Source organism: Stappia sp. ES.058, from assembly GCF_900105595.1.
Lineage (GTDB): Bacteria > Pseudomonadota > Alphaproteobacteria > Rhizobiales > Stappiaceae > Stappia.
Genome location: NZ_LT629784.1, coordinates 1,233,928 through 1,254,654, shown reverse-complemented (window position 1 = coordinate 1,254,654; position 20,727 = coordinate 1,233,928). Strand labels below are relative to the sequence as shown.

Below are 20,727 nucleotides of genomic sequence, written 5' to 3'. Positions count from 1 at the left end.
AAGGGGTTGTGCCGGACATGTGCCGGCCAATCATCATTGGTATGTCCGGGGCGTGCCCGGCTCAAGCATTCGTCTCGGCATCATCGACGTAACGGACGATATCGTCGTCCCCGATATAAGCCCCGGACTGGATCTCGATAACGCGCGCGGGAACCCGCCCGGGATTGGCCAGACGATGTCGCGCCCCGACGGGCACGTAGGCCGACTGGTTTTCGGTCATCAATCGCGTTTCGCCGTCGATGGTAATCGCCAGCGTCCCGGAGACAACAACCCAGTGTTCCGCACGGTTGACATGGCTTTGAAGCGACATGCTCTCGCCTGGTTTTATCTCGATTTCCTGCACCTGGAACCGGTCACCACGCGCAATCTCCTCGCGCGCGCCCCAGGGGCGGTAGCGTTTGCGGTGCTCGCGCGTCTCCGAACGGCCTCCGCGCTGGAGTTCCTCCACCACGGTCTTCACATCCTGGGCATGGCTCTTGTCGGCAACCAGAACGGCATCCTTGGTCGCCACCACCATCACATGATCCAGCCCGACGACGGAGACAAGAGCGCCGTCGCTCACGACGAGACTGTCGCGCGACTTCACGAACATCGCTTCACCCAGCGTGCTATTGCCATCCTCCGTCTTGTCGAGCGCTTCCCAGACGGCGGACCAGGACCCGAGATCACTCCAGCCCGGATCGGTGGGAACGCAGGAAATGCGATCCGACTTCTCCATGATCGCATAGTCAATCGAAATATCCGGAACGGCGGCGAAACTCTCCGCATCCAGGCGCAGAAAATCGAGGTCGGGCGTCGCGGCTGCCAGCGCGGCGCGCACGCGCATCAGCACTTCGGGACAATGGCGCTCGAATTCGGCAATCATCGTGGAGGCGCGAAACAGGAATATTCCCGCGTTCCAGACATGATCGCCAGAGGCGAGAAACGCCCTTGCCCGTTCCAGATCCGGCTTTTCGACAAAGGCCGCAACCGGGCGCACCGGCCCCTTGCCGTCTTCAAGGCGGATATACCCATAGCCGGTATTGGGTTCGCTGGGGCGAATGCCGAAGGTCACGATGCGCCCCTCCTGCGCGGCCGGCACTGCATCCGCGACAGCCCGTGCGAAAGCGTCCGTATCACGCACAAGGTGATCGGACGGGGCGAGCAGAACCAGGGCATCGGGATCTGAAGCCGCGGCGATCAAGGCTGCAACGGCTGCAGGCGCGGCGGTATTGCGTCCGATCGGTTCGAGCACGATGGTCCCTTCCCCGTTTTCCGAGCTTGCCATCTGCTCGCCCACCAGGAAACGATGGTCGGCGTTCGCAATCACGATCGGAGCCGAGTAGCGGGATCCCGTGAAGCGGCCCAATGTCCTTTGAAAAAGACTTTCGCCGTCAAACAAGGGCAGGAACTGCTTCGGGCGCAGGGAGCGCGACAATGGCCAGAGCCGCGATCCGGATCCGCCGGACAATATGCAAGGTATGATCACGCGTCGCCTTTCGCGGTTTTCGTCATCGGAGCGCAATCCGGCACTCCTGGCACCCTTGATGCCCGACCGCGTCCTGAAAAGACGTTAACCGCGAACGCGCGCCTGTGAAACCGGCGCAAGCGAAAACAAAACCCGGATGACGTCAGCCGTGCGACGAGCGATGTGCCCAGCCCGTCATGCGCATCTCCAGCCAGGCCATCATCGCATACATGACGATGCCGAGGACGGCGAGCGCCATCAGACCCGCCCAGACCAGCGGCACGTTGAACTGCGACTGTGCCGCCAGCATCATGTGGCCGATGCCGGAGTTTGCCGCCACGGTCTCCGAGATCACCGAACCGACGAAGGCAAGCGTGATCGCGACCTTCAGCGAGCCGAAGAAATAAGGCATCGAGCGCGGGATGCCGACCTTGAGCATGATGTCGAGCTTCTTTGCGCCGAGCGCGCGCAGCACGTCCTCCATTTCCGGCTCTATCGTGGCGAGCCCGGTCGCCACGTTCACGACAATCGGAAAAAAGGCAATCAGGAACGCCGTCAGCACGGCCGGCACCGTTCCAATGCCGAACCAGATGACCAGAATGGGCACCACGGCGACCTTTGGCACGGAATTGAAGCCGATCATCAGCGGATAAAGCCCGGCGTAGATCGACCGGCTCCAGCCAATCGCCAGCCCAAGCGCCAATCCGCCGACCACCGCCAGCAGAAACCCCAATGTTGTGGTGAAGAGGGTCTGGAGGGAATTGGTCCAGATCACCGGCCAGTATTTGACGGTCGCAACCCAGATATCCGAAGGAGCCGGCAGGATGAAAAACGCGATATCAAACGCCCGCACGACGCCTTCCCACACGACAAACAGCCCGATGGTCCAGATCCAGGGAGCAGCCTTGATCCACTTGTCATTCATGCTGCGGCCCTCGCGTCTGCGATATGTGCACGAAGCTCGTGCACGATATCGTTGAACCTGGCTTCATAGGTCAGATCGATCGGGCGCGGCCGCGGGAAGGTGATCTCACGCTCGACGATGATACGACCGGGACGCGCGCTCATGACGAAGACCCGGTCGGCGAGAAACACCGCCTCGCGCAAGTCATGGGTAACCAGGATCGTGGTGAATCCCTTTTCGGCATGAAGATCACGCATCACTTGCCACAGCTCCTCGCGGGTGAAAGCGTCAAGTGCGCCGAACGGCTCGTCGAGCATCAGCAATTCGGGGTCGTGGACGAGCGCACGGCACAGGTTCGCGCGTTGCTGCATGCCGCCCGAGAGTTGCCAGGGAAACTTGTCGCCGAAGCCCTGAAGTCCGACGACTTCGAGCAAATCCTCCGCCAGCGCCTCGTAGGCGGCGCGTTCACGCGACAGTCTGCGGCGATGCGGTTGCACGATCTCCAGCGGCAGCATCACGTTCTTGAGCGTCGTGCGCCATGGCAGCATGGAGGGATTTTGAAATGCCATTCCGGCCATCGAGACAGGGCCGTCCACTTCCTTGCTGGCGACTTCAACCGTGCCAGCCTGCGGCCGGATCAGTCCGGTTGCAAGCTTCATAAGGGTGGATTTGCCACAGCCGGACGGACCGACAACGGCAGCGAACTCGCCCTTGTTCACGGTCATCGACAGGCCGTCGAGAGCCAGCGTGCTTTCACCGCCCGGCCCATAGGCGAGGCGAATATCATTCAGTTCCACGAAACCGGTCACGAAAAAACTCTCGGCTTGTCACTGCGATGCCCCGCCGCCCCCCGGCAAACGACCGAGAGGCGGCACATGTCGTGATCGTCAAGACCCGTCAGCGAACCATACGCTCTTCGACCGGCGGCAGGTAGGAGGGGTCGAACACCCTCTCCGGGGACGGCGGCGTGTCGCTCACGCCCATCGACGTCTTGAGGTACTCCATTGACTGGCCGAGCTTCTCCATATCGACACCACCGAAGCCGTTTTCCTTGACCGCCGGGGTTGCGATGGAGCCGGCAACCGCCATCTCGATCCGGTCGATCTCCGTTGCCTCGTCGAGCACGCCGTTGCGCTTCAAGACATAGGGAACCGAACCGGCCGGGTCGGCGATCGTGTCCAGGTAGCCCTTCACGAGCGCCTTGAGCACACCTTTCACCGCGTCGGGATTTTCCTCGGCGAACGCGGTGTTGACCATGACGACATTGCCGTAAAGGTCGAGGCCGTTCTCGGCCATCAGGATCAGCGCGATATCGTCCTCGGCAATGCCTTGCGCCTTCAGATTGATGACGGAGGAAAAGGAAAACCCGAAGATCGCATCAACCTGCCCCTGGGCAAGCATCGGCTCGCGAACGGGAAAACCGACATTCTCGATGGTGATCGCAGAGGTATCGATGCCGGCCACTTCGACGAAGGCCGGCCACTGTCCAAACGCCGCATCGGGCGGGGGCGCGCCCAGCGTCTTGCCTTCCAGCGACTTGGGATCCTCGGTCACCCCTTGGCTCTTGCGGCCGATGACGGCAAAGGGCGGACGCTCGTAGGCCATCATCACGGCCTTGACGTTGAGTTCGGGCTGCTCGTCCATCAGCTTGATCAGCGCGTTGATGTCACCAAAGCCCATGTCGTAGGTGCCGGTCGCAACTCGGGGAATCGATTCCCGTGACCCGGCGCCACTGTCTATGGTGACCGAAAGCCCCTCGTCCGCGAAGTATCCCTTGTCCTGGGCAATGAAGAAGGGCGCGGCCGGCGCCTCGAACTTCCAATCGAGCGTGAACCTGACTTCCGTCTCGGCCAAGGCCGGCGGCACGGTGAAGGTCAGGGCGAGCGCAATTCCAAACAGTCGACGCATATTGATCCCCACTGGCGTTGTTCTTTTCGCCGAAGAGAGTGCCAAGCGACTGCCTATCAATCAAGCAATTAATAGAATTGCCCAATTTTTCATCTAAAATGATCAAGACCGAGGCAACCCGTCGTGCGTGCAACGCTCTCGAGACCGTGCTCCCCGTTTTAGCGTGGAGCGAATTTGACACTTGAGTCCCGTTTGCGGCGAGGCTCCTGATCAAATGTCAAATTCAAAAGCTCCAATAAAATCATATATTTATCTAGTGGTTCTCTTGATTTCGACATTTGCTGCGGCGGTGTTGCACGGGGAGGCAAGCGTCGGAATCGAACCACTAGAGATCGAGATAACGGATCACCTCATCCGCGAGCGCTCCCGGATCCGCTCCATCGGTGTTCAATACGATCTCGGCTCCGTCCGGCGCTTCATAGGGGCTGTCGATCCCTGTGAAGTTGCGGATCTCACCGGCACGGGCCTTCTTGTAAAGCCCCTTGGAATCCCGGGCTTCGGCAACTTCGAGCGGGGCGTGAACGTGGATCTCGATGAATTCGCCAGGCCGGAACAGGTCGCGCGCCATCTCACGGTCGGAACGGAAGGGCGAGATGAAGGACACGAGGGTGATCAGGCCCGCCTCGGTGAAGAGTTTCGCCACCTCGCCGACACGACGGATGTTTTCCACCCGGTCGGCCTCGGAGAACCCGAGATCCTTGTTGAGCCCGTGGCGCACGTTGTCGCCGTCAAGCAGGAAGGTCAGCCGTCCCATGGCATGGAGGCGTTGTTCGACCAGATTGGCCACTGTGGATTTTCCCGCACCGGACAGACCTGTGAACCACAAAACCTTCGGCGCCTGTCCGGTGAGCGCGGCGCGCGCCGACCGGTCGATATCAAAAGCCTGTCGGTGGATATTGTCGGCCTTGCGCAACGCCTTCCAGATCATGCCGGCCGCCACCGTATGGTTGGTCAGCGGATCGATCAGGACAAACGCCCCCATATCGCGGTTGACCTCATAGGGGTCGAAGGCCACCGGCGTCGACAGGGCAAGTTCACAGTACCCGATACCGTTGAGCGCAAGCGTCTCCACCTGTTGGTGCTCAAGAGTGTTGACGTCGATGCCATGGTCGATGCCGGTCACACTCGCAGACGCAAGCCGCTTTCCGGCCTTGATCGCATAGGTGCGTCCCACAACCAGCGGCTTGTCATCCATCCAGATCAAATGCGCCCCGATCCTTTCCGCCACCTCCGGACGCTGATCGGGCGCGCACAGCACGTCGCCGCGCGAAATGTCGATCTCTTCCTTCAAGGTGAGCGTCACCGCATCGCCGGCGAACGCCTCGTCAAGATCGCCATCCATCGTGACGATTCGCTCAACGGTCGCCTGTCGTCCCGAAGCCGCCACGGCAATTGGGTCGCCGGGACGAACCCGCCCGCCAACGAGCGTGCCGCAATAGCCGCGAAAATCGAGATCGGGACGATTTACCCACTGCACGGGCATTCGAAACGGTCCCTCGGAAATCTCTCCCGCGATCCCGACAGTCTCCAGATGCGCCAGCAGCGTCGGCCCCTCGTACCAGTCCATCCCTGCCGCCCGCGCGGAGACATTGTCGCCGGTCAGCGCCGAGATCGGGATCACCTGCAGGGTCTCGAAGCCGAAGCCGCCCGCAAAGGCGCGGTAATCGTCCGATATCCGCTCAAAAACCTTCGCGTCATTGTCGACCAGATCCATCTTGTTGACCGCGACGACAACATGGCGAATGCCCAACAGCGACACGATGAAGGAGTGCCGCCGTGTCTGCTGAAGCACGCCCTTGCGCGCATCGATCAGGATCACCGCGAGATCGGAGTTCGAAGCCCCGGTCGCCATGTTGCGGGTGTATTGCTCATGGCCCGGCGTGTCGGCGACAATGAACTTGCGGGCATCGGTGGCAAAGAACCGATAAGCGACATCGATGGTGATGCCCTGCTCGCGTTCCGCTTCCAGACCGTCGACCAGGAGCGCGAAGTCGATGTTGTCGCCCTGGGTGCCGTATTTGCGAGAATCGCTGCGCAGGGCAGCGACCTGATCCTCCAGCACCCGCTTGGTGTCGTGAAGAAGCCGCCCGATCAGCGTCGATTTGCCATCATCCACACTGCCGCAGGTGAGAAAGCGCAGAAGGCCTTTCTGGTCATGATCATCGAGCACGTTCATTGCAGGCCCGGAAAGAGATGGGAGCTGGTTCATGTCGACATCCTCAGAAGTAGCCTTCGCGCTTTTTCTTTTCCATCGACGCAGCCTCGTCATGATCGATCAGCCGCCCCGAGCGCTCCGACGTGCGGGCGATCAGCATTTCGGTGACGATGCCGTCCAGCGTATCGGCCTCCGAATCCATCGCGGCGGTCAGCGGATAACAGCCAAGGGTACGGAACCGCACGCGCCGCATCTCGGGCGTCTCGCCAGCAGTGAGCGGCATCCGGTCGTCGTCGACCATCACCAGCGTACCGTCGCGCTCGATCACCGGCCGTTCCGCCGCGTAGTAGAGCGGTACGATCGGGATGTTTTCGGAGCGGATGTACTGCCAGATGTCGAGTTCGGTCCAGTTCGACAACGGGAAGACACGCAAGGACTCTCCGCGCCGAACCCGCGTGTTGAAGATCGACCAGAGCTCCGGGCGCTGGTTCTTCGGGTCCCAGCCGTGCTGCGGCGTGCGAAAGGAGAATATCCGCTCCTTCGCCCGGGACTTTTCCTCATCCCGCCGTGCACCGCCAAAGGCCGCATCGAACCCGTAGTGATCCAGCGCCTGCTTGAGCGCATCGGTCTTCATGATCCGGGTGTAGTAGGACGCGCCGTGATCGAAAGGGTTCACCCCGTCGGCGAGGCCTTGTGCATTGGTGTGAACCAGGAGATCCATACCAGCCTCCGCCGCCATGCGGTCCCGAAAGGCGATCATCTCGCCAAACTTCCACGTGGTGTCGATGTGAAGCAGAGGAAACGGCGGCGGCGCGGGATAGAATGCCTTGCGGGCAAGATGCAGCATCACGCTGGAATCCTTGCCGATCGAATAAAGCATCACCGGGCGGGCCATCTCCGCAACCACCTCGCGGATGATCTCGATGGACTGCGCTTCAAGTCGAGAAAGCTGGCTGGTTCGACTGTACACCATCTACTCCTCAAGCCGGGCACCCTACGCGGCCTCTCCTGACCCCCGCAACTCCGACGTTTTTTAGCCTCACGGCAGTTGAACCGAATGCGCGCGAACGTTGCCTGTTTCCAGTCGCAAGCGGTAAAACCCGTTTGGTTGAATGTCAATTATTCGCTACCCAAGGTTGCGATATTTCATCTGTTGCCTTGATATTTGGATACAGGCGATCGAACGAGGAACAGAATTGCCGACAATAGCCGCTACGTAAAAAATCTCGGTCAAATCGTGGTGTCAGAACCGTTCGTCGCAAGGTTCAGCGCGGCGGCGCGGGCAATCAGGTTGTCGTCGCCGGCGGCAAGGAAGCCCGGATTGGCAAAGTCGCTGTCGAACGACTGGTTGCGCTTTCCGTAGAGAAATGGTCCGCCGTCAAGACCGGCAACCCGCCCCCCGGCCGCGACGAGAACCGCATGTCCAGCAGCCGTGTCCCATTCCATGGTGCGACCGAAGCGCGGATAAAAATCGGCATCACCGCGCGCCAGGAGGCAGAACTTGAGCGAAGAGCCCACGCTCACCCGCTCATCCATCGCAAGACGGTCAAGCAGATCATCCGTCTTCGCGTCACGATGCGAGCGGCTGGCAACGGCGATCGGGTTTGCCGGAGCGCGGCTGCGAACAGCGATCTTGCGCCATTGCGAACCGGCTTGCGCCTGCGACATCCGCTCGAAAGCACCCGTGCCAACGTTCCCGACAAACGCCGTTCCGCGATGCGGGGCGAACACGGCGCCCAGAACCGGCTGGCCGTTTTCCACCAACGCTATGTTGACGGTGAAATCTCCCCGCCCGGACACGAATTCACGCGTGCCGTCAAGCGGGTCCACCAGAAAGAAACGATCCGAAATCTCCGGAACCCGGCCGCCCGACGCAGCTTCTTCGGCAACGACGGGAATATTCGGATAAAGGCGGGCAAGGCCGGAGAGAATAACGTCTTCCGCCCGTCTGTCGGCTTCAGTGACCGGGCTGTCGTCTGCCTTGCGGTCGACGCGAACGCCATCGCAAAAATACGTCAGGATCAGGTCGCCCGCGTCATCACACAATCCTGCCAGCGCATGAAGCTCTTCTCCGATCGGCATGATCCCCTCCCGGCTCGATCCGGCGCCTCCCGTCTTCACATCGTCCCTCGCGAAGCCGGAGCCTTGCCGATGCCGTGATAGTTCAGGCCGGCCTTCGCAACATCCTCGCTGCGCCAGATGTTGCGCATGTCGATCACGGTGTTGCCGCGCATGCGTGCGGCGATCTCGTCCAGCGAGAGGCCCCGATAGAGGTTCCATTCGGTTACCACGGCAAGCACATCAACGCCGTCGGCGACGTCATAGGGATTGTCGCGCCATTCCGCGCCAGGAAGCAGCGGCTCGGCCTGCGCGCGCGCCTCGGGATCATGTACGACGACGCGGACACCGCGGGCCTGTAGCGCCGGTACGATCACCAGCGACGGCGCGTCCCGCACATCGTCCGTATTCGGCTTGAAGGCGATCCCAAAGATTGCCACGGATTTCCCTTCCGGAGCAGGGCCGAGTGCCGCAAGGACGCGCTCCGCCATCTCGCGCTTGCGCGCCTCGTTCACTTCGATGGTTGTTTCCACCAGGTGCAATGGCGTTCCGTGCCGCTGTCCGGTCGCGGCAAGCGCTGCCGTATCCTTGGGAAAACAAGACCCGCCGTAGCCCGGCCCGGCATGCAGGAACTTGCCGCCAATGCGGTTGTCCAGTCCAATTCCGCTTGCCACCTTCTGGACATCCGCGCCGACTTTCTCGCAAAGGTTCGCGATTTCGTTGATGAAGGTGATCTTCAGCGCCAGGAACGCATTGGCCGCGTATTTGGTGATTTCGGCGTTTTCCAACGTCGAGAAGAGGATCGGCGTTTCCCGCAGATACAGCGGCTGGTACAGGCGGCGAAGCGTGGCTTCGGCCCTCTCGTCCTCGGCACCGACAACGACCCGGTCGGGCCGCATGAAATCCTCGATCGCCGAGCCCTCGCGCAGGAACTCGGGATTGGAGGCGACCGAGAAGTCGACCCCGGGCCGTTCCTGTCGCAGGATCTCGGCCACTTTCCTGCAGGTTCCCACCACGACCGTCGACTTGATCACCACGACCGTCCCCTCACGCATGACGCGCGCGATCTGCCGGGCCGCCTCATAGACATATGTGAGGTCCGCTTCGCCGTCCCCTCTTCGCGACGGCGTGCCGACCGCAACGAAGACAACGTCGGAGGCCGCGACCGCGGCATCGAACTCCGTGGTGAAAGCGAGGCGTCCGGCCTCGAGATTGCGCTCGATCAGCGCATCGAGCCCGGGCTCGTATATCGGAACTTCCTTGGCGTTCAGCCGGGCGATCTTGTCGGCGTCGATATCGACACAGGTCACGTCAAAACCGAACTCTGAAAAACACACGCCGGACACAAGTCCGACATATCCGGTTCCAATCATCGCAATGCGCATGGGTGCTCCTGAAGTCGATACGAGACAGACGCAGCTTGCCGGCGACGGGCGCGTCGGCAGGCTCAGTCTTCAAAGGGTGACCGCAAAGGACGGGGCGCGCCCGACGGACCAGACACGTCTATAGGAACGCGTCTGCGACGAAAATGCGACAAGGCCCCTCCGATACGCCCTTTCGCAGCCGATTTTCCCAAGAAGACATGGCGTTGGTGTTCGCTTGCCATCGGTTTGTCAAGCCGGTAACTCAACGGTTTGATGGATCAACAGACAACCGGAATGATTCGCTGCACACCCACCCGGGATCCGGAGAACAACAATGGCGACACTTGTCACCGGCGGCGCTGGATACATCGGCAGCCACATGGTCTGGCGCCTGCTTGATGCCGGCGAAACCGTCGTCGTTATCGACGACCTGAGCACCGGGCACGACTGGGCGGTTCCCGGACAGGCGCATTTCATTCAAGGAAACGCCCGCGATCAGCACGTTCTTGAAAAGGCCTGCACCGTCGCAGACATCGACGCCGTGATTCATTTCGCCGGCTCCGCCATCGTGCCTGAATCGATCACGGACCCTTTGAAGTACTACGGCAACAACACCTGTGCCTCGCGTGACCTGATCGAAAACTGCCTCGCCCGCGACATCCGACGCATTCTGTTTTCCTCGACGGCCGCGGTCTATGGCGACCCGGGAGACCACCCTGTGTCCGAAACGGCCCGCACCAAACCCCTGGCGCCCTATGGGGCATCAAAACTGATGGTCGAGGCGATTTTGCATGACACGGCACGGGCCACAGGCCTTCGCTATGGCGCCTTGCGGTATTTCAATGTTGCCGGAGCCGACCCGCAGGGGCGCGCCGGCCAGTCGACCGCAGGAGCAACACATCTTCTGAAGGTCGCCTGCGAGGCGGCACTCGGAATACGGGACGGGATCACGGTCTACGGCACCGACTATCCGACACGCGATGGAACGGCGGAACGCGATTTCGTTCATGTGAGCGATCTCGTGGAGGCGCATTTCCTGGCACTTCGCCACCTGCGCGACGGAGGCGAGAGCTTCACCGCAAATTGCGGCTACGGGCAGGCCTTTTCCGTGCTCGAGGTCATTGATGCGGTGAAGGAGGCTGCCGGGGTCGACTTTCCCTTGCGCTTCGGCGAAAGGCGCGACGGCGACTCCGCCCGCGTCGTCGCCGACAACCGCAAGATACACTCCTTGTTCGATTGGCAACCGGCCCATCACGACCTGCCGACGATCGCTCGCCACGCAGTCGATTGGGAACGCAAACTGCGTGCCCGCAACGCGCCGGCGTCCGGGACCGACGGATCTGCGCCCATCGCAACGAAGACTCGATGAGCCAGGCCCGGATGCCGTCTCATTTATCATGCAAGATGCCACAATCTCGACGCTTCGCGCGTTATCTGATTTGTTTAGCAGAATCACGGGCAGTGCAATAAATGCACAATCCCAATAAAAACCGATTGCTGCTGTGCGTATGAGCCAACAAAAGAGGAAAGCGGCGGGCATGAACGCCACGCCTTAGGGTGTGGACCCATAAATGAGGCTGACATGGCATGGAAAATGGCGATGAATTGCGAGGAAGGGCGTGCAGAGCGGGCCGGGTGCCCGGTCAAGCGCGCTGACGATGCAAAGCGAAGCCATTTCCTGTCCTTCGGATTTGACCGGATTGCGCCTCCTCTTCGTCGCGAAAGGCTTGAAAATACCTGCATTTCTCGGCGCTTACGCTCGTTGAAGAGACGCAATCCGCCTCAAACCATGGCAATCTCATTTATGGCTCCACACCCTAGCTGATCCTCACGATTGCGCTTCAGAAAAACGGCCGTTCCACCGACCAGGACGCTCGGCGCAGCGTCGACACGAGAGAAAACCGGATGTCCCTTCGGGCTTTCAACACGATCATTTCCGGCTATGCCGCGCGCCTTCCCGGTGCAAACTCGGTGCAGGACTTCTGGCGCGTGCTGGAAGACGGTCGCTGTACGATTACCCGGGTCGGCGAGAACCGCTTCGACACGTCCCGCTTCTATCATCCGGAACCGACCACGCCGGGGCGCAGCGCGACCTTCGCGGCCGGACAGATTGACGACGTCTGGGGGTTCGACGCGAGCTTCTTCGGAATCTCTCCACGCGAGGCGGTTCAGATCGACCCGCAGCAACGATTGTTGCTCCAGGTCGTCTGGGAGGCAATCGAGGACGCCGGTTTGAAGCCGTCGGACCTCGCCGGCACCAACACCGGGGTGTATGTCGGCGCGTCTGCGCTCGATTACCATCAGGGACTGCTCTTCGACATGCCGGCGGTCGACATCCAGACGATGACCGGCAACACCTTGTCGATCGTTGCCAACCGCGTCTCCTATATTTTCGACCTCCAGGGTCCGAGTTTCACCCTCGACACAGCCTGCTCCTCTTCGCTGGTGGCCTTGCACCAGGCGGTCGCCGCCATCGAGAGCGGACAGATCGACACCGCCATCGTTGCCGGCGTCAACCTGCTGCTCAGCCCGTTTTCCTTCATCGGCTTTTCTCGTGCCTCGATGCTGTCGTCGCAGGGTCTGTGTCGCGCCTTCGACGCGTCGGGCGACGGCTATGTGCGCTCGGAAGGCGCGGTCGCTCTCGTGCTGCGTCGCGACGGTCCAGGTGTCGCGGCGCGCGCGCGGATTCTCGCGACCGGGATCAATGCCGACGGGCGCACGGCCGGACTGTCGCTCCCCTCCTCTCCCGCACAAACGTCCTTGCTGCGCTCAATCTATGACGATCTCGACCTCTCGGCGGACGACCTCGCCTTCATCGAGGCCCATGGAACGGGAACGCAGGTCGGCGATCCGGCCGAAGCCAATGCGCTCGGACAGGTGATCGGACGCGCCCGCAGCGAGGTCCTGCCGATAGGGTCGGCCAAGACCAATGTCGGACATCTGGAGCCGGTCTCCGGTCTCGTGGGGATCCTGAAGTCGGTGCTCGCCCTGCAAAACGGCATTCTGCCCCGTTCACTTCACTTCGACACGCCCAATCCGCACATCGATTTCGCCGCGCTGAACCTGTCTGTCGCAAGCGCTCCGGTTTCCCTGCACGGCGATACCACCCACAAGCTTGCCGGGATCAACTCCTTCGGCTTTGGCGGAACCAACGCGCATACCGTCATCGGCGAGGTCGCACCCTGGCCGGAGCCGAAGAGCGCGGTTGCCGACAATGCGCCGCTGATCATATCGGCGCGCAGCGAAGCGGCCCTTCGCGATCTCGCCAGGGGCTACGGCACGCTTCACGGACAGCCGGGCGTCTCGCCGGGAGCCATCGCCGATGCAGCGATCCGGACCCGGGATCTGCATGACCTCCGCCTGGTGGTGCTGGGCGATGGCGACACGAAACGCGCTGCGCTTGCGGCCTTTGCGGACGGCAAGCCGACCCCGGCGACTGTCACAGGTCGCAGTCTGGCCACGCGCGGCGGTCTTGCCTTTGCATTTTCCGGCAATGGCGCGCAATGGGCCGGAATGGGGCAGCAGGCCTATCAAGCCGACGGCGCGTTTCGCGAAGCCTTCGAAACAACCGACCGTCATTTCATGGCGGTATCCGGATGGTCCCTCGTCACGATGCTGTTTTCCGCCGATCTGGATACGGAAATCGGACGAACGGAAATTGCGCAACCGCTTCTGTTCGCTCTTCAGGTCGCGATGGTGCAGGCGCTGAAACAGCGCGGCATCAGCCCGGACATGGTCATTGGTCACAGTGTCGGCGAAATCGCCGCGGCCTGGTGCGCTGGCATGCTGGACCTGAAGACCGCGACCCGCATCATCCACGTCCGCTCGACACAGCAGGAGGTGGTTCGTCACCTTGGCTCGATGGCGGCGCTTCTCCTGCCGGAAGACGAAGCCCGCGCAGCCATCGCCTCGTCGGGGCTCCCCGGGCTTGAACTGTCTGCCATCAACTCGGCGCGCAGCGTTACCGTGACGGGACCAACCGACAGCATCGACGCTTTTGCCCGTCATGCCAGGACCAACCGTTGGGCGCTGCGCAAGCTGGAGATCGTCTACCCGTTCCACAGTGCACTGGTCGACCCCATCGAAATTCCGTTGCGGGACGCACTCGGCACGATCGCCTCCTCTCCCGCCACGCGCACTTTCTTTTCCTCCGTGCATCCGGATTCGGAGACCGTCACGCCGGACGCCACCTACTGGTGGGAAAACGTGCGCCAGCCTGTGCGCTTTTCCCGGGCGGTCGAAAAACTGGCCGAGGCCGGTGCCGGCGTCATCGTCGAAATCGGCCCGCGTCCGCTTCTGACGACCTATCTGCGCGATACGCTGGTCGCCGTCGGCGCTCAGGCCAATGTGGTACCGTCCTTCGATCGGCCGGGGGACAAGACGCCGGAACCGGAAGCGCTCGACCTCGTCGCGGCACGGATCATCGCGGCCGGCGCCTCTCCCGATCCAGACCTTTACATCGGGCCGCAAGGGTCCGATCTTCCCTCTCTTCCGAATTATCCTTGGCAGACCGTCCCCTTCGTCTTGAGCGAAACAGATGAGCGCATACAGGGCCCGCGAAGCTGGCCGCTCGCCGGTGCGCGGCTGAAGGCGGACGGATGCGAATGGTTCAACGTTATCGACACGGACCTGTACCCGTTTCTTGCCGATCACAAGGTCGAGGATGCGGTGGTGTTTCCGGCCGCCGGCTTTCTGGAAATGGCGTTGCGGACCGCGCTTGACTGGACGGAGCGGGATACGGCGGAGCTGCACGATGTCGAGATCCTGCGCCCGCTTGTGCTGGATCCGGGAAAGTCGCAGGAGACCAAGGTCCGGCTGTCCGCCGATGATCGTGTGATCGAGATCTTCGCGCGGCCTCGCCTCGCCGGAGCCGAATGGTCGTTGCACGCCCGCGCCGGATTTCGCACCCCCGCCGCTCCGACCATTGCCGACGGCGCGCGCCCGGCATCCGACTCCGCGCAGGGCCATTCCTTGCGCATTTCGCATGACACCATCTACGAGATGACGCGCGCGCACGGGCTTGGATACGGCGAAACCTTCCGCCTTGCCGACCATGCCGACGTGCTCGATGAACGGATCGCCGTCCTCGCCCTGCGGCCCGCGTCAAACCACGACGCGCACCGCCCGTTTTCCCTGCATCCGGCACTTGCCGACGCCGGGTTTCATGGCCTTTTCGCTTTGCTCTCGATCCGCGAGAACGGACAGACCGACAGCGGTTTCCTGCCGGTGCGGGCCGGAACGGTCCAGCTGTTCGATCCATCCGCGCGCCCTGCCTCGGTCCGGATCACGATCGAGCGGGCGACCCCCCGCTCAATCCTTGCAAGTTTCACGTATCTGGATGCCGACGGCGAACTGGTTTCGCGACTGTCGGCCGTCCGCTTCAAGGCCGTGCACTTCCATCTGAACCAGGCGGGCCCGATTTGCGCCTATCGCGTCGCGGCGCGGGTTCTTGCGGGCTCGGAAAGCCCGCTTGGTCTCTCCTCCGCGGCGATCGCCGCCCGGGCCGATGCAGCAGGCCTTCTCGCCGATGCCGAAACCGGCTTCAGCCCGAGCGACGAACGGCTGCTGCTCGACGCCCTGGCACGCTCCGTCGTTCACCACGGCCTTCACGAGGTGCTTGGCACAGGACCAGTGTCGTGCGCATCGGCCGCCGACACCGGCGAGATCCATGCGTCGGCGCTTCCGTTCGCTGTTCATTTCCTGGAGGAGCTCGCGCTTCACGACCTGGCGCAGGAAAACGACGGCTTGTGGCAGATCACCCCTCCCGACCCCGCGCTTTCCGCCGATACGCTCTTGAGCATGTTGTTTGAAACATCGAACGAGCATGGCGTCGAGGCGGCATTGCTCGCCCGTCTTGCGCGCGACCTGCCGTCGCTCTTACGCGACGGCCTGCCTGACACGGCTTCAGCCTTTGCGACGCCAGGCCTTCTGGACGCCTACCGTCACGAAAGTCCGGCGAATTCCGTCTTCGAAACGACGCTTCGAGCGCTGGCCGAAGACGTGCTCGGGACAATGCCCGAAGATCGCCCGGTCTCAGTGCTTTTCGTCGGGGCACGCCGGCCGAGGCTTGCGGCCGCGATCAGCGAACGACTGGACCCGCGCACGGCGCACATGACGGTCACCGACACTGCGGACGCGCCGCTGGATCGCCTGCAACGTCAGTGGCGTGGACGGTCGGACACGCGCTTTGTCGCCATCGATGACGCCAACCTGCCGCAATCCAGAGGGTACGACATTGTCTTCGCCTGCGATTCCCTTTGTCATGCCGGTTCCGTCACGCTGACGGACATCAGGCGACTTATGGCGACCGACGGACACCTGATTGCCGTCGAGCGCGCGCCAAGCATTGCCTTCGATCTGATCCTCGGCTGCGGCCGGGACTGGTGGAGCGCCGACGCCGGCGAAGCCGCGCCCGTCGCGTCGCTTCTGAGCACAAAAGGATGGATCCACGCATTCGATGGCGCGGGCTACATCTCCGCGATCGCGCGGACGCTGGAGACCGGCCTGGCCGAGGCGACCCTTCTTCTGGCGTCCGCGCCTGCGCCGGCCCCGGCGGCGAGCCAGGACGAAACGGAGCCGGAAGACCGGCGTCGCATGCTGATCCTTTGCGACGCCGCTGAACCGGGACGGGCAGTCGCCTGCGCCTTGCAGGAGACGCTCGCGACCGGTGGTATCGACGCGAGCCTTGCGGCTCCCGGGGCGGAAACGCGGCAGCTGTCGGAGCGCAACTGGTCGCTCGACCTCGATGATCCGGATGCCTGGGCGAAGAACACCGATCTTGCCGAGGCCGCCCGACATGGCGTGATCGATCTCTACGGTGCGTTCGGCGCATCGCAAAACGCCCTTGAGGCCGGTTCGCAACGGCTTTGGGCGCTCACGCGCCTCCTGAACGGCCGGACCCGGCCGGGCGGACCGCTGTTGATCGTCGCTCCGGAGGGCGCGCGCGCCCCCGCCTGCAACCAGGCCCCCGATCCGGTCCAGGCCAGCGTCTGGGCCTATGGTCGGGTCGCCATCAACGAGTTTCCGGATGCTGAATTCCGCCTGCTCGACATTCGCAAAAATCTCGATCCGAGCACTGCCGCCCTGCGCATCGCCTCGGAGATTGATCATCTCGACGGCGAACGCGAGGTCGTGCTCGACGGCGAAAGCCGACTGGGTCTTCGGATAGATCGCATCGATCCGCCAGCCCTGGAACAGGCCGGCACGCCCCGACATGATGCGATGCGGCTTGATATCGTCCAGCAAGGCTCGCTCGACCGGCTGACCTGGACGCACGCGACCCGCGCACAGCCGACCGGTGACGCCGTCGAAATCGTCGTCGAGGCGGCGGGCCTCAATTTCCGCGACGTGATGTGGGCGCTTGGCCTGTTGCCGGAAGAGGCCCTTGAAGACGGATTTGCCGGTCCCACCCTTGGCATGGAATGCTGCGGGCGGGTTGTGCGGGTGGGCCCGGATGCACGAAACGTGAAGCCCGGCGACCGGGTGATCGCCTTCGCACCAGCCTGTTTTTCCAGTCACGTTCTCGTCTCGGAGTCGGGATGCGTTCCCGCGGCAGACGGGTTGACCAGCGAGGCGGCCGCAACGATCCCGGTCGCATTTTTGACAAGCTACTACGCGCTCACTCATCTGGCGGCACTCGCCCCGGGGGAAAGCGTGCTCATCCATGGCGGCGCCGGCGGTGTCGGACTTGCCGCCATCCAGATTGCCCGACACGTCGGGGCAACGGTTTTCGCCACCGCCGGCAGCCCCGAGAAGCGCGCCCTGCTCGCCGGGCTTGGCGTCGATCACGTGCTCGATTCCCGCTCGCTTGCCTTTGCCGATGACATAATGCGGATCACGAAGGGCAAGGGTGTCGATGTGGTGCTGAACTCGCTGTGGGGCGAAGCGATGGAACGCAGTCTGTCGGTCCTGAAACCCTTTGGCCGCTTCCTGGAACTCGGCAAGCGCGACTTCTACGAGAACACGCACCTCGGCCTGCGACCTTTCAGACAAAACCTCAGCTATTTCGGTATCGACGCGGATCAGCTCCTCGTTCACCAGCCGACGCTCGCGCAGCGTCTCCTGCGTGAGGTAATGCAGTTCTTCACCGACGGTGTTCTTCATACACTTCCCTATCGCGCTTTCGAGCCCGACGACGCGGTCGCAGCCTTCCGGCTGATGCAGCAGGCAGGTCATATCGGCAAGATCGTGATCCGCCCGCCGGAGAGCCGCGCGGGCACGGACACGAGATCACACCCGCCGGTGTCCCTGCACCCTGCCCTTGCGCATGTGGTCGTCGGCGGCTTCGGCGGCTTCGGAGCGGAACTGATCCGGCGGCTCGCCGACATGGGCGCGCGCACGATCGCGGTCCTGTCGCGCCGCGGCGAGGAGGCGGATGGCGCGCGCGAGTTGATCGCGGAGATGGCGGAGCGCGGCGTGACGGTGACCGGGCATGCCTGCGATGTCGCGGAGGAAGCGGCCCTTGCCGGCACGCTCGGGCGTATTCGCAACAGCTGCGGCGGACTTTCCGGCGTCTATCACACGGCAATGGTGCTGGAAGACACCCTCATCGCCAATCTGGACGAAGCGGCGTTGCGCAAGGTCCTGTCACCGAAGATCGGCGGCGCGGATCTGCTCGACCGCCTGACCCGCGATGACGACCTTTCGCATTTCGTCCTGTTCTCCTCCGCGACCACATTGGTGGGCAATCCGGGACAGGCGAACTATGTTGCAGCCAACGGTTATCTTGAAGGGCTTGCGGCGAAACGGCGGGCCGAAGGTCTGCCGGCGCTTGCCGTTGCCTGGGGCGCAATCTCCGATGCCGGGTATCTGGCGCGCAACGCCGACGTCGGCGACAAGCTCGCCCGCAAGCTCGGACGTCACGCGCTCAGCGCGCGTGAAGCGCTCGACGGTCTTGCCGCCTTGATGAGCGAGCCGCAAACCGACGTGCGACAGGCCGCGACCGGCTACGCCCGCATCGACTGGGCGGCGGCGCGGCGCGATCTCGCGCTTCTCGCCACGCCCTATGCAGAGCGTCTTGGCACCGACGGCGCAGACGCGACCGGCAGCGATGCAGCGGCAATCGATCTTGCCAAACTGCTCGAGGGGCTCGACCGTCCAACGGCAATTGGCCGGATTTGCCAACTTCTTGGCGTGGAGATCGGCCGCATCCTGCGCATCGGCGAAGAGGAAATCGACCCGGCCCGGCCGCTTGCGGAAGTGGGAATGGATTCCCTCATGGCACTGGAACTCAGAATGGCAGCCGAACGCCAGTTCGGCATCGACATACCCTTGATGTCGCTGGCAAACGGCGCGACACTTGCCGATATGGCGGCTCGGATCGTCGACCAGGTGCAATCCGGAGGTCAGGAAGGGGCCGGGCTTTCCGAAGCGGCACGAACGAACGCGATGCAGCATCTGGGCGATGATGCCTTCGACAGCAGCGAGGACATGGCCGACGTCGCCGCACGCATCGAGGAAAAGACGCAAGACATAAGGAGCCTGTTGTGAGCCGCGAGGGCGACAACGCTTCCGGCGCCGGGCGACGGCGCGATCTGATGGCAAGCCTGAGGGCCGGCCACGAGGCCGCGCGTCACCGCAAACCGGCGGCGCGTGCCGAGACGCCGGCGAACGCTCCCCCTGCTACCAAGGCTTTCGATTTTTCCGAGCTTCCGTCCTTCCGTCAGTTGAGCATGCACCGCGCGGCAGCCGACATGATCGGGCTGGAAAATCCCTTTTTCCAGCCGCACGAAGGGGTCGCCAGTGCAACGACGGTGATCGACGGCGTGCAGCACGACAATTTCGCGTCGTACAACTATCTCGGACTGAACGGCCACCCGGAGGTGAATGCGGCCGCCGTAACCGCGCTTGAGACCTATGGCACCAGCGCATCGGCAAGCCGTGTGGTCGCCGGCGAGCGTCCTGTTCATCGCGAACTCGAGGCGCGTCTGGCTGCTCTGCATGGCGTCGAGGACGCGGTGGTGATGGTTAGCGGCCATGCCACGAACGTCACCACAATCGGCCACCTTCTCGGCGCAAGTGACCTCATCGTGACGGATGCGCTCGTTCACAATTCAATCAGCGAGGGCGCGCGCCTTTCGCATGCGGCGCGAATGAACTTTCCCCATGGCGACCTCGATGCGCTGGAGCATCTGCTGAGCAAGCACCGGCACAAGTTCGATCGCGTGCTGATCGCGGTCGAGGGCATCTACAGCATGGACGGCGATTTCCCGGACCTGCCCCGTCTCATCCGCATCAAGCAGATGTTCGATGCCTGGCTTCTGGTCGACGAAGCGCATTCGGTCGGCGTATTGGGTTCCCGTGGATGCGGCATTGCCGAGCATTTCGGCATCGATCCGACCGGCGTGGAAATGTGGATGGGCACGCTGTCGAAGACATTCTCGTCCTGTGGCGGCTATATTGCCGGCTCGAAGGCCCTGTGCGACTACCTGCGGGCCACCGCCCCCGGCTTTGTTTTTTCCGTCGGGCTGTCGCCCCCGCTTGCCGCGGCCGCCCTTGCCTCCCTCGACGTGATGGCGCGCGAGCCGGACCGCCTTCGCCAACTCACCCGGAACGGCCACCGCTTTCTGGAGCGCGCGAAGACTGCGGGCCTCGACACCGGTCCAAGCGCCGGCTTCAGCGTCATTCCCGTCATCGTCGGCGATTCCATTGGTGCGGCAACGCTTTGCAACCGTCTGCTCAAGCGCGGCATCAATGTCCTGCCGATCGTGTTTCCCGCGGTCGCAGAGAAGTCCGCGCGTATCCGCTTCTTCATCACCAGCGAACACACAGCCGAACAAATCGACCGCGCGGTCGATGCGACGGCGGAGGAACTTGCGGCCATGAAGATGAAAAGCGCCCGTTTTTCGGATCTGGTGAAAAGCGCACCGTCTTCCGACCAGGCCCCTTAATC

Annotated in this window: 11 protein-coding genes; 3 read left to right on the top strand and 8 right to left on the bottom strand. The window is 62.9% G+C overall.

Annotated elements, in window-relative coordinates:
* Positions 1-61: 61 nt before the first annotated feature.
* The 8 genes from BLU32_RS05800 to BLU32_RS05765 form a co-directional block, all read right to left on the bottom strand.
* The gene (locus BLU32_RS05800) at positions 62-1,468 is read right to left on the bottom strand and encodes a mannose-1-phosphate guanylyltransferase/mannose-6-phosphate isomerase (protein WP_093810653.1); all 1,407 of its coding nucleotides are present in this window, start codon (positions 1,466-1,468) and stop codon (positions 62-64) included.
* Positions 1,469-1,610: 142 nt separating this feature from the next.
* Positions 1,611-2,372: an ABC transporter permease gene (locus BLU32_RS05795; protein WP_093805396.1), complete on the bottom strand. Its 762-nt coding sequence runs from the start codon at positions 2,370-2,372 to the stop codon at positions 1,611-1,613.
* Positions 2,369-3,160, bottom strand: coding sequence for an ABC transporter ATP-binding protein (locus BLU32_RS05790; RefSeq protein ID WP_093805395.1), 792 nt, complete (start codon positions 3,158-3,160; stop codon positions 2,369-2,371). Before BLU32_RS05790 ends, BLU32_RS05795 begins: the two co-directional genes overlap by 4 nt.
* Positions 3,161-3,248: 88 nt before the next feature.
* On the bottom strand, positions 3,249-4,259 hold the full coding sequence (locus BLU32_RS05785; RefSeq protein ID WP_093805394.1) for an ABC transporter substrate-binding protein: 1,011 nt from the start codon (positions 4,257-4,259) through the stop codon (positions 3,249-3,251).
* 325 nt (positions 4,260-4,584) lie between these two features.
* Positions 4,585-6,468 (bottom strand): sulfate adenylyltransferase subunit CysN, encoded by a 1,884-nt coding sequence (cysN, locus tag BLU32_RS05780; protein WP_093805393.1) that lies wholly within the window; start codon positions 6,466-6,468, stop codon positions 4,585-4,587.
* Positions 6,469-6,478: 10 nt separating this feature from the next.
* Entirely contained in the window at positions 6,479-7,387 is a 909-nt protein-coding gene (cysD, locus tag BLU32_RS05775) for a sulfate adenylyltransferase subunit CysD (RefSeq protein WP_093805392.1), read from the bottom strand.
* Between the two features lie 257 nt (positions 7,388-7,644).
* Positions 7,645-8,496, bottom strand: coding sequence for a 3'(2'),5'-bisphosphate nucleotidase CysQ (cysQ, locus tag BLU32_RS05770; RefSeq protein WP_093805391.1), 852 nt, complete (start codon positions 8,494-8,496; stop codon positions 7,645-7,647).
* Positions 8,497-8,531: 35 nt separating this feature from the next.
* Positions 8,532-9,857, bottom strand: a complete 1,326-nt coding sequence (locus BLU32_RS05765) for a UDP-glucose/GDP-mannose dehydrogenase family protein (RefSeq protein WP_093805390.1) — start codon at positions 9,855-9,857, stop codon at positions 8,532-8,534.
* 313 nt (positions 9,858-10,170) lie between these two features.
* Between BLU32_RS05765 and galE the strand changes: the two genes are divergently transcribed.
* From galE to BLU32_RS05750, 3 genes are all read left to right on the top strand, one after another.
* On the top strand, positions 10,171-11,205 hold the full coding sequence (galE, locus tag BLU32_RS05760; RefSeq protein ID WP_093805389.1) for a UDP-glucose 4-epimerase GalE: 1,035 nt from the start codon (positions 10,171-10,173) through the stop codon (positions 11,203-11,205).
* Positions 11,206-11,741: 536 nt separating this feature from the next.
* The gene (locus BLU32_RS05755; RefSeq protein ID WP_093805388.1) at positions 11,742-19,325 is read left to right on the top strand and encodes a type I polyketide synthase; all 7,584 of its coding nucleotides are present in this window, start codon (positions 11,742-11,744) and stop codon (positions 19,323-19,325) included.
* A 47-nt stretch (positions 19,326-19,372) separates the two neighbouring features.
* Complete coding sequence (locus BLU32_RS05750; RefSeq protein ID WP_093810651.1) at positions 19,373-20,725, top strand: aminotransferase class I/II-fold pyridoxal phosphate-dependent enzyme; 1,353 nt, start codon at positions 19,373-19,375, stop codon at positions 20,723-20,725.
* The last annotated feature ends 2 nt before the right edge of the window (positions 20,726-20,727 follow it).

Excerpts from the sequence above, each read along its gene's own strand:
- BLU32_RS05795 (WP_093805396.1), bottom strand. The coding sequence starts at position 2,372 with ATGAATGACAAGTGGATCAAGGCTGCTCCCTGGATCTGGACCATCGGG.
- BLU32_RS05785 (WP_093805394.1), bottom strand. The coding sequence starts at position 4,259 with ATGCGTCGACTGTTTGGAATTGCGCTCGCCCTGACCTTCACCGTGCCG.
- cysN (WP_093805393.1), bottom strand. The coding sequence starts at position 6,468 with ATGAACCAGCTCCCATCTCTTTCCGGGCCTGCAATGAACGTGCTCGAT.
- cysD (WP_093805392.1), bottom strand. The coding sequence starts at position 7,387 with ATGGTGTACAGTCGAACCAGCCAGCTTTCTCGACTTGAAGCGCAGTCC.
- cysQ (WP_093805391.1), bottom strand. The coding sequence starts at position 8,496 with ATGCCGATCGGAGAAGAGCTTCATGCGCTGGCAGGATTGTGTGATGAC.
- BLU32_RS05765 (WP_093805390.1), bottom strand. The coding sequence starts at position 9,857 with ATGCGCATTGCGATGATTGGAACCGGATATGTCGGACTTGTGTCCGGC.
- galE (WP_093805389.1), top strand. The coding sequence starts at position 10,171 with ATGGCGACACTTGTCACCGGCGGCGCTGGATACATCGGCAGCCACATG.
- BLU32_RS05755 (WP_093805388.1), top strand. The coding sequence starts at position 11,742 with ATGTCCCTTCGGGCTTTCAACACGATCATTTCCGGCTATGCCGCGCGC.
- BLU32_RS05750 (WP_093810651.1), top strand. The coding sequence starts at position 19,373 with ATGGCAAGCCTGAGGGCCGGCCACGAGGCCGCGCGTCACCGCAAACCG.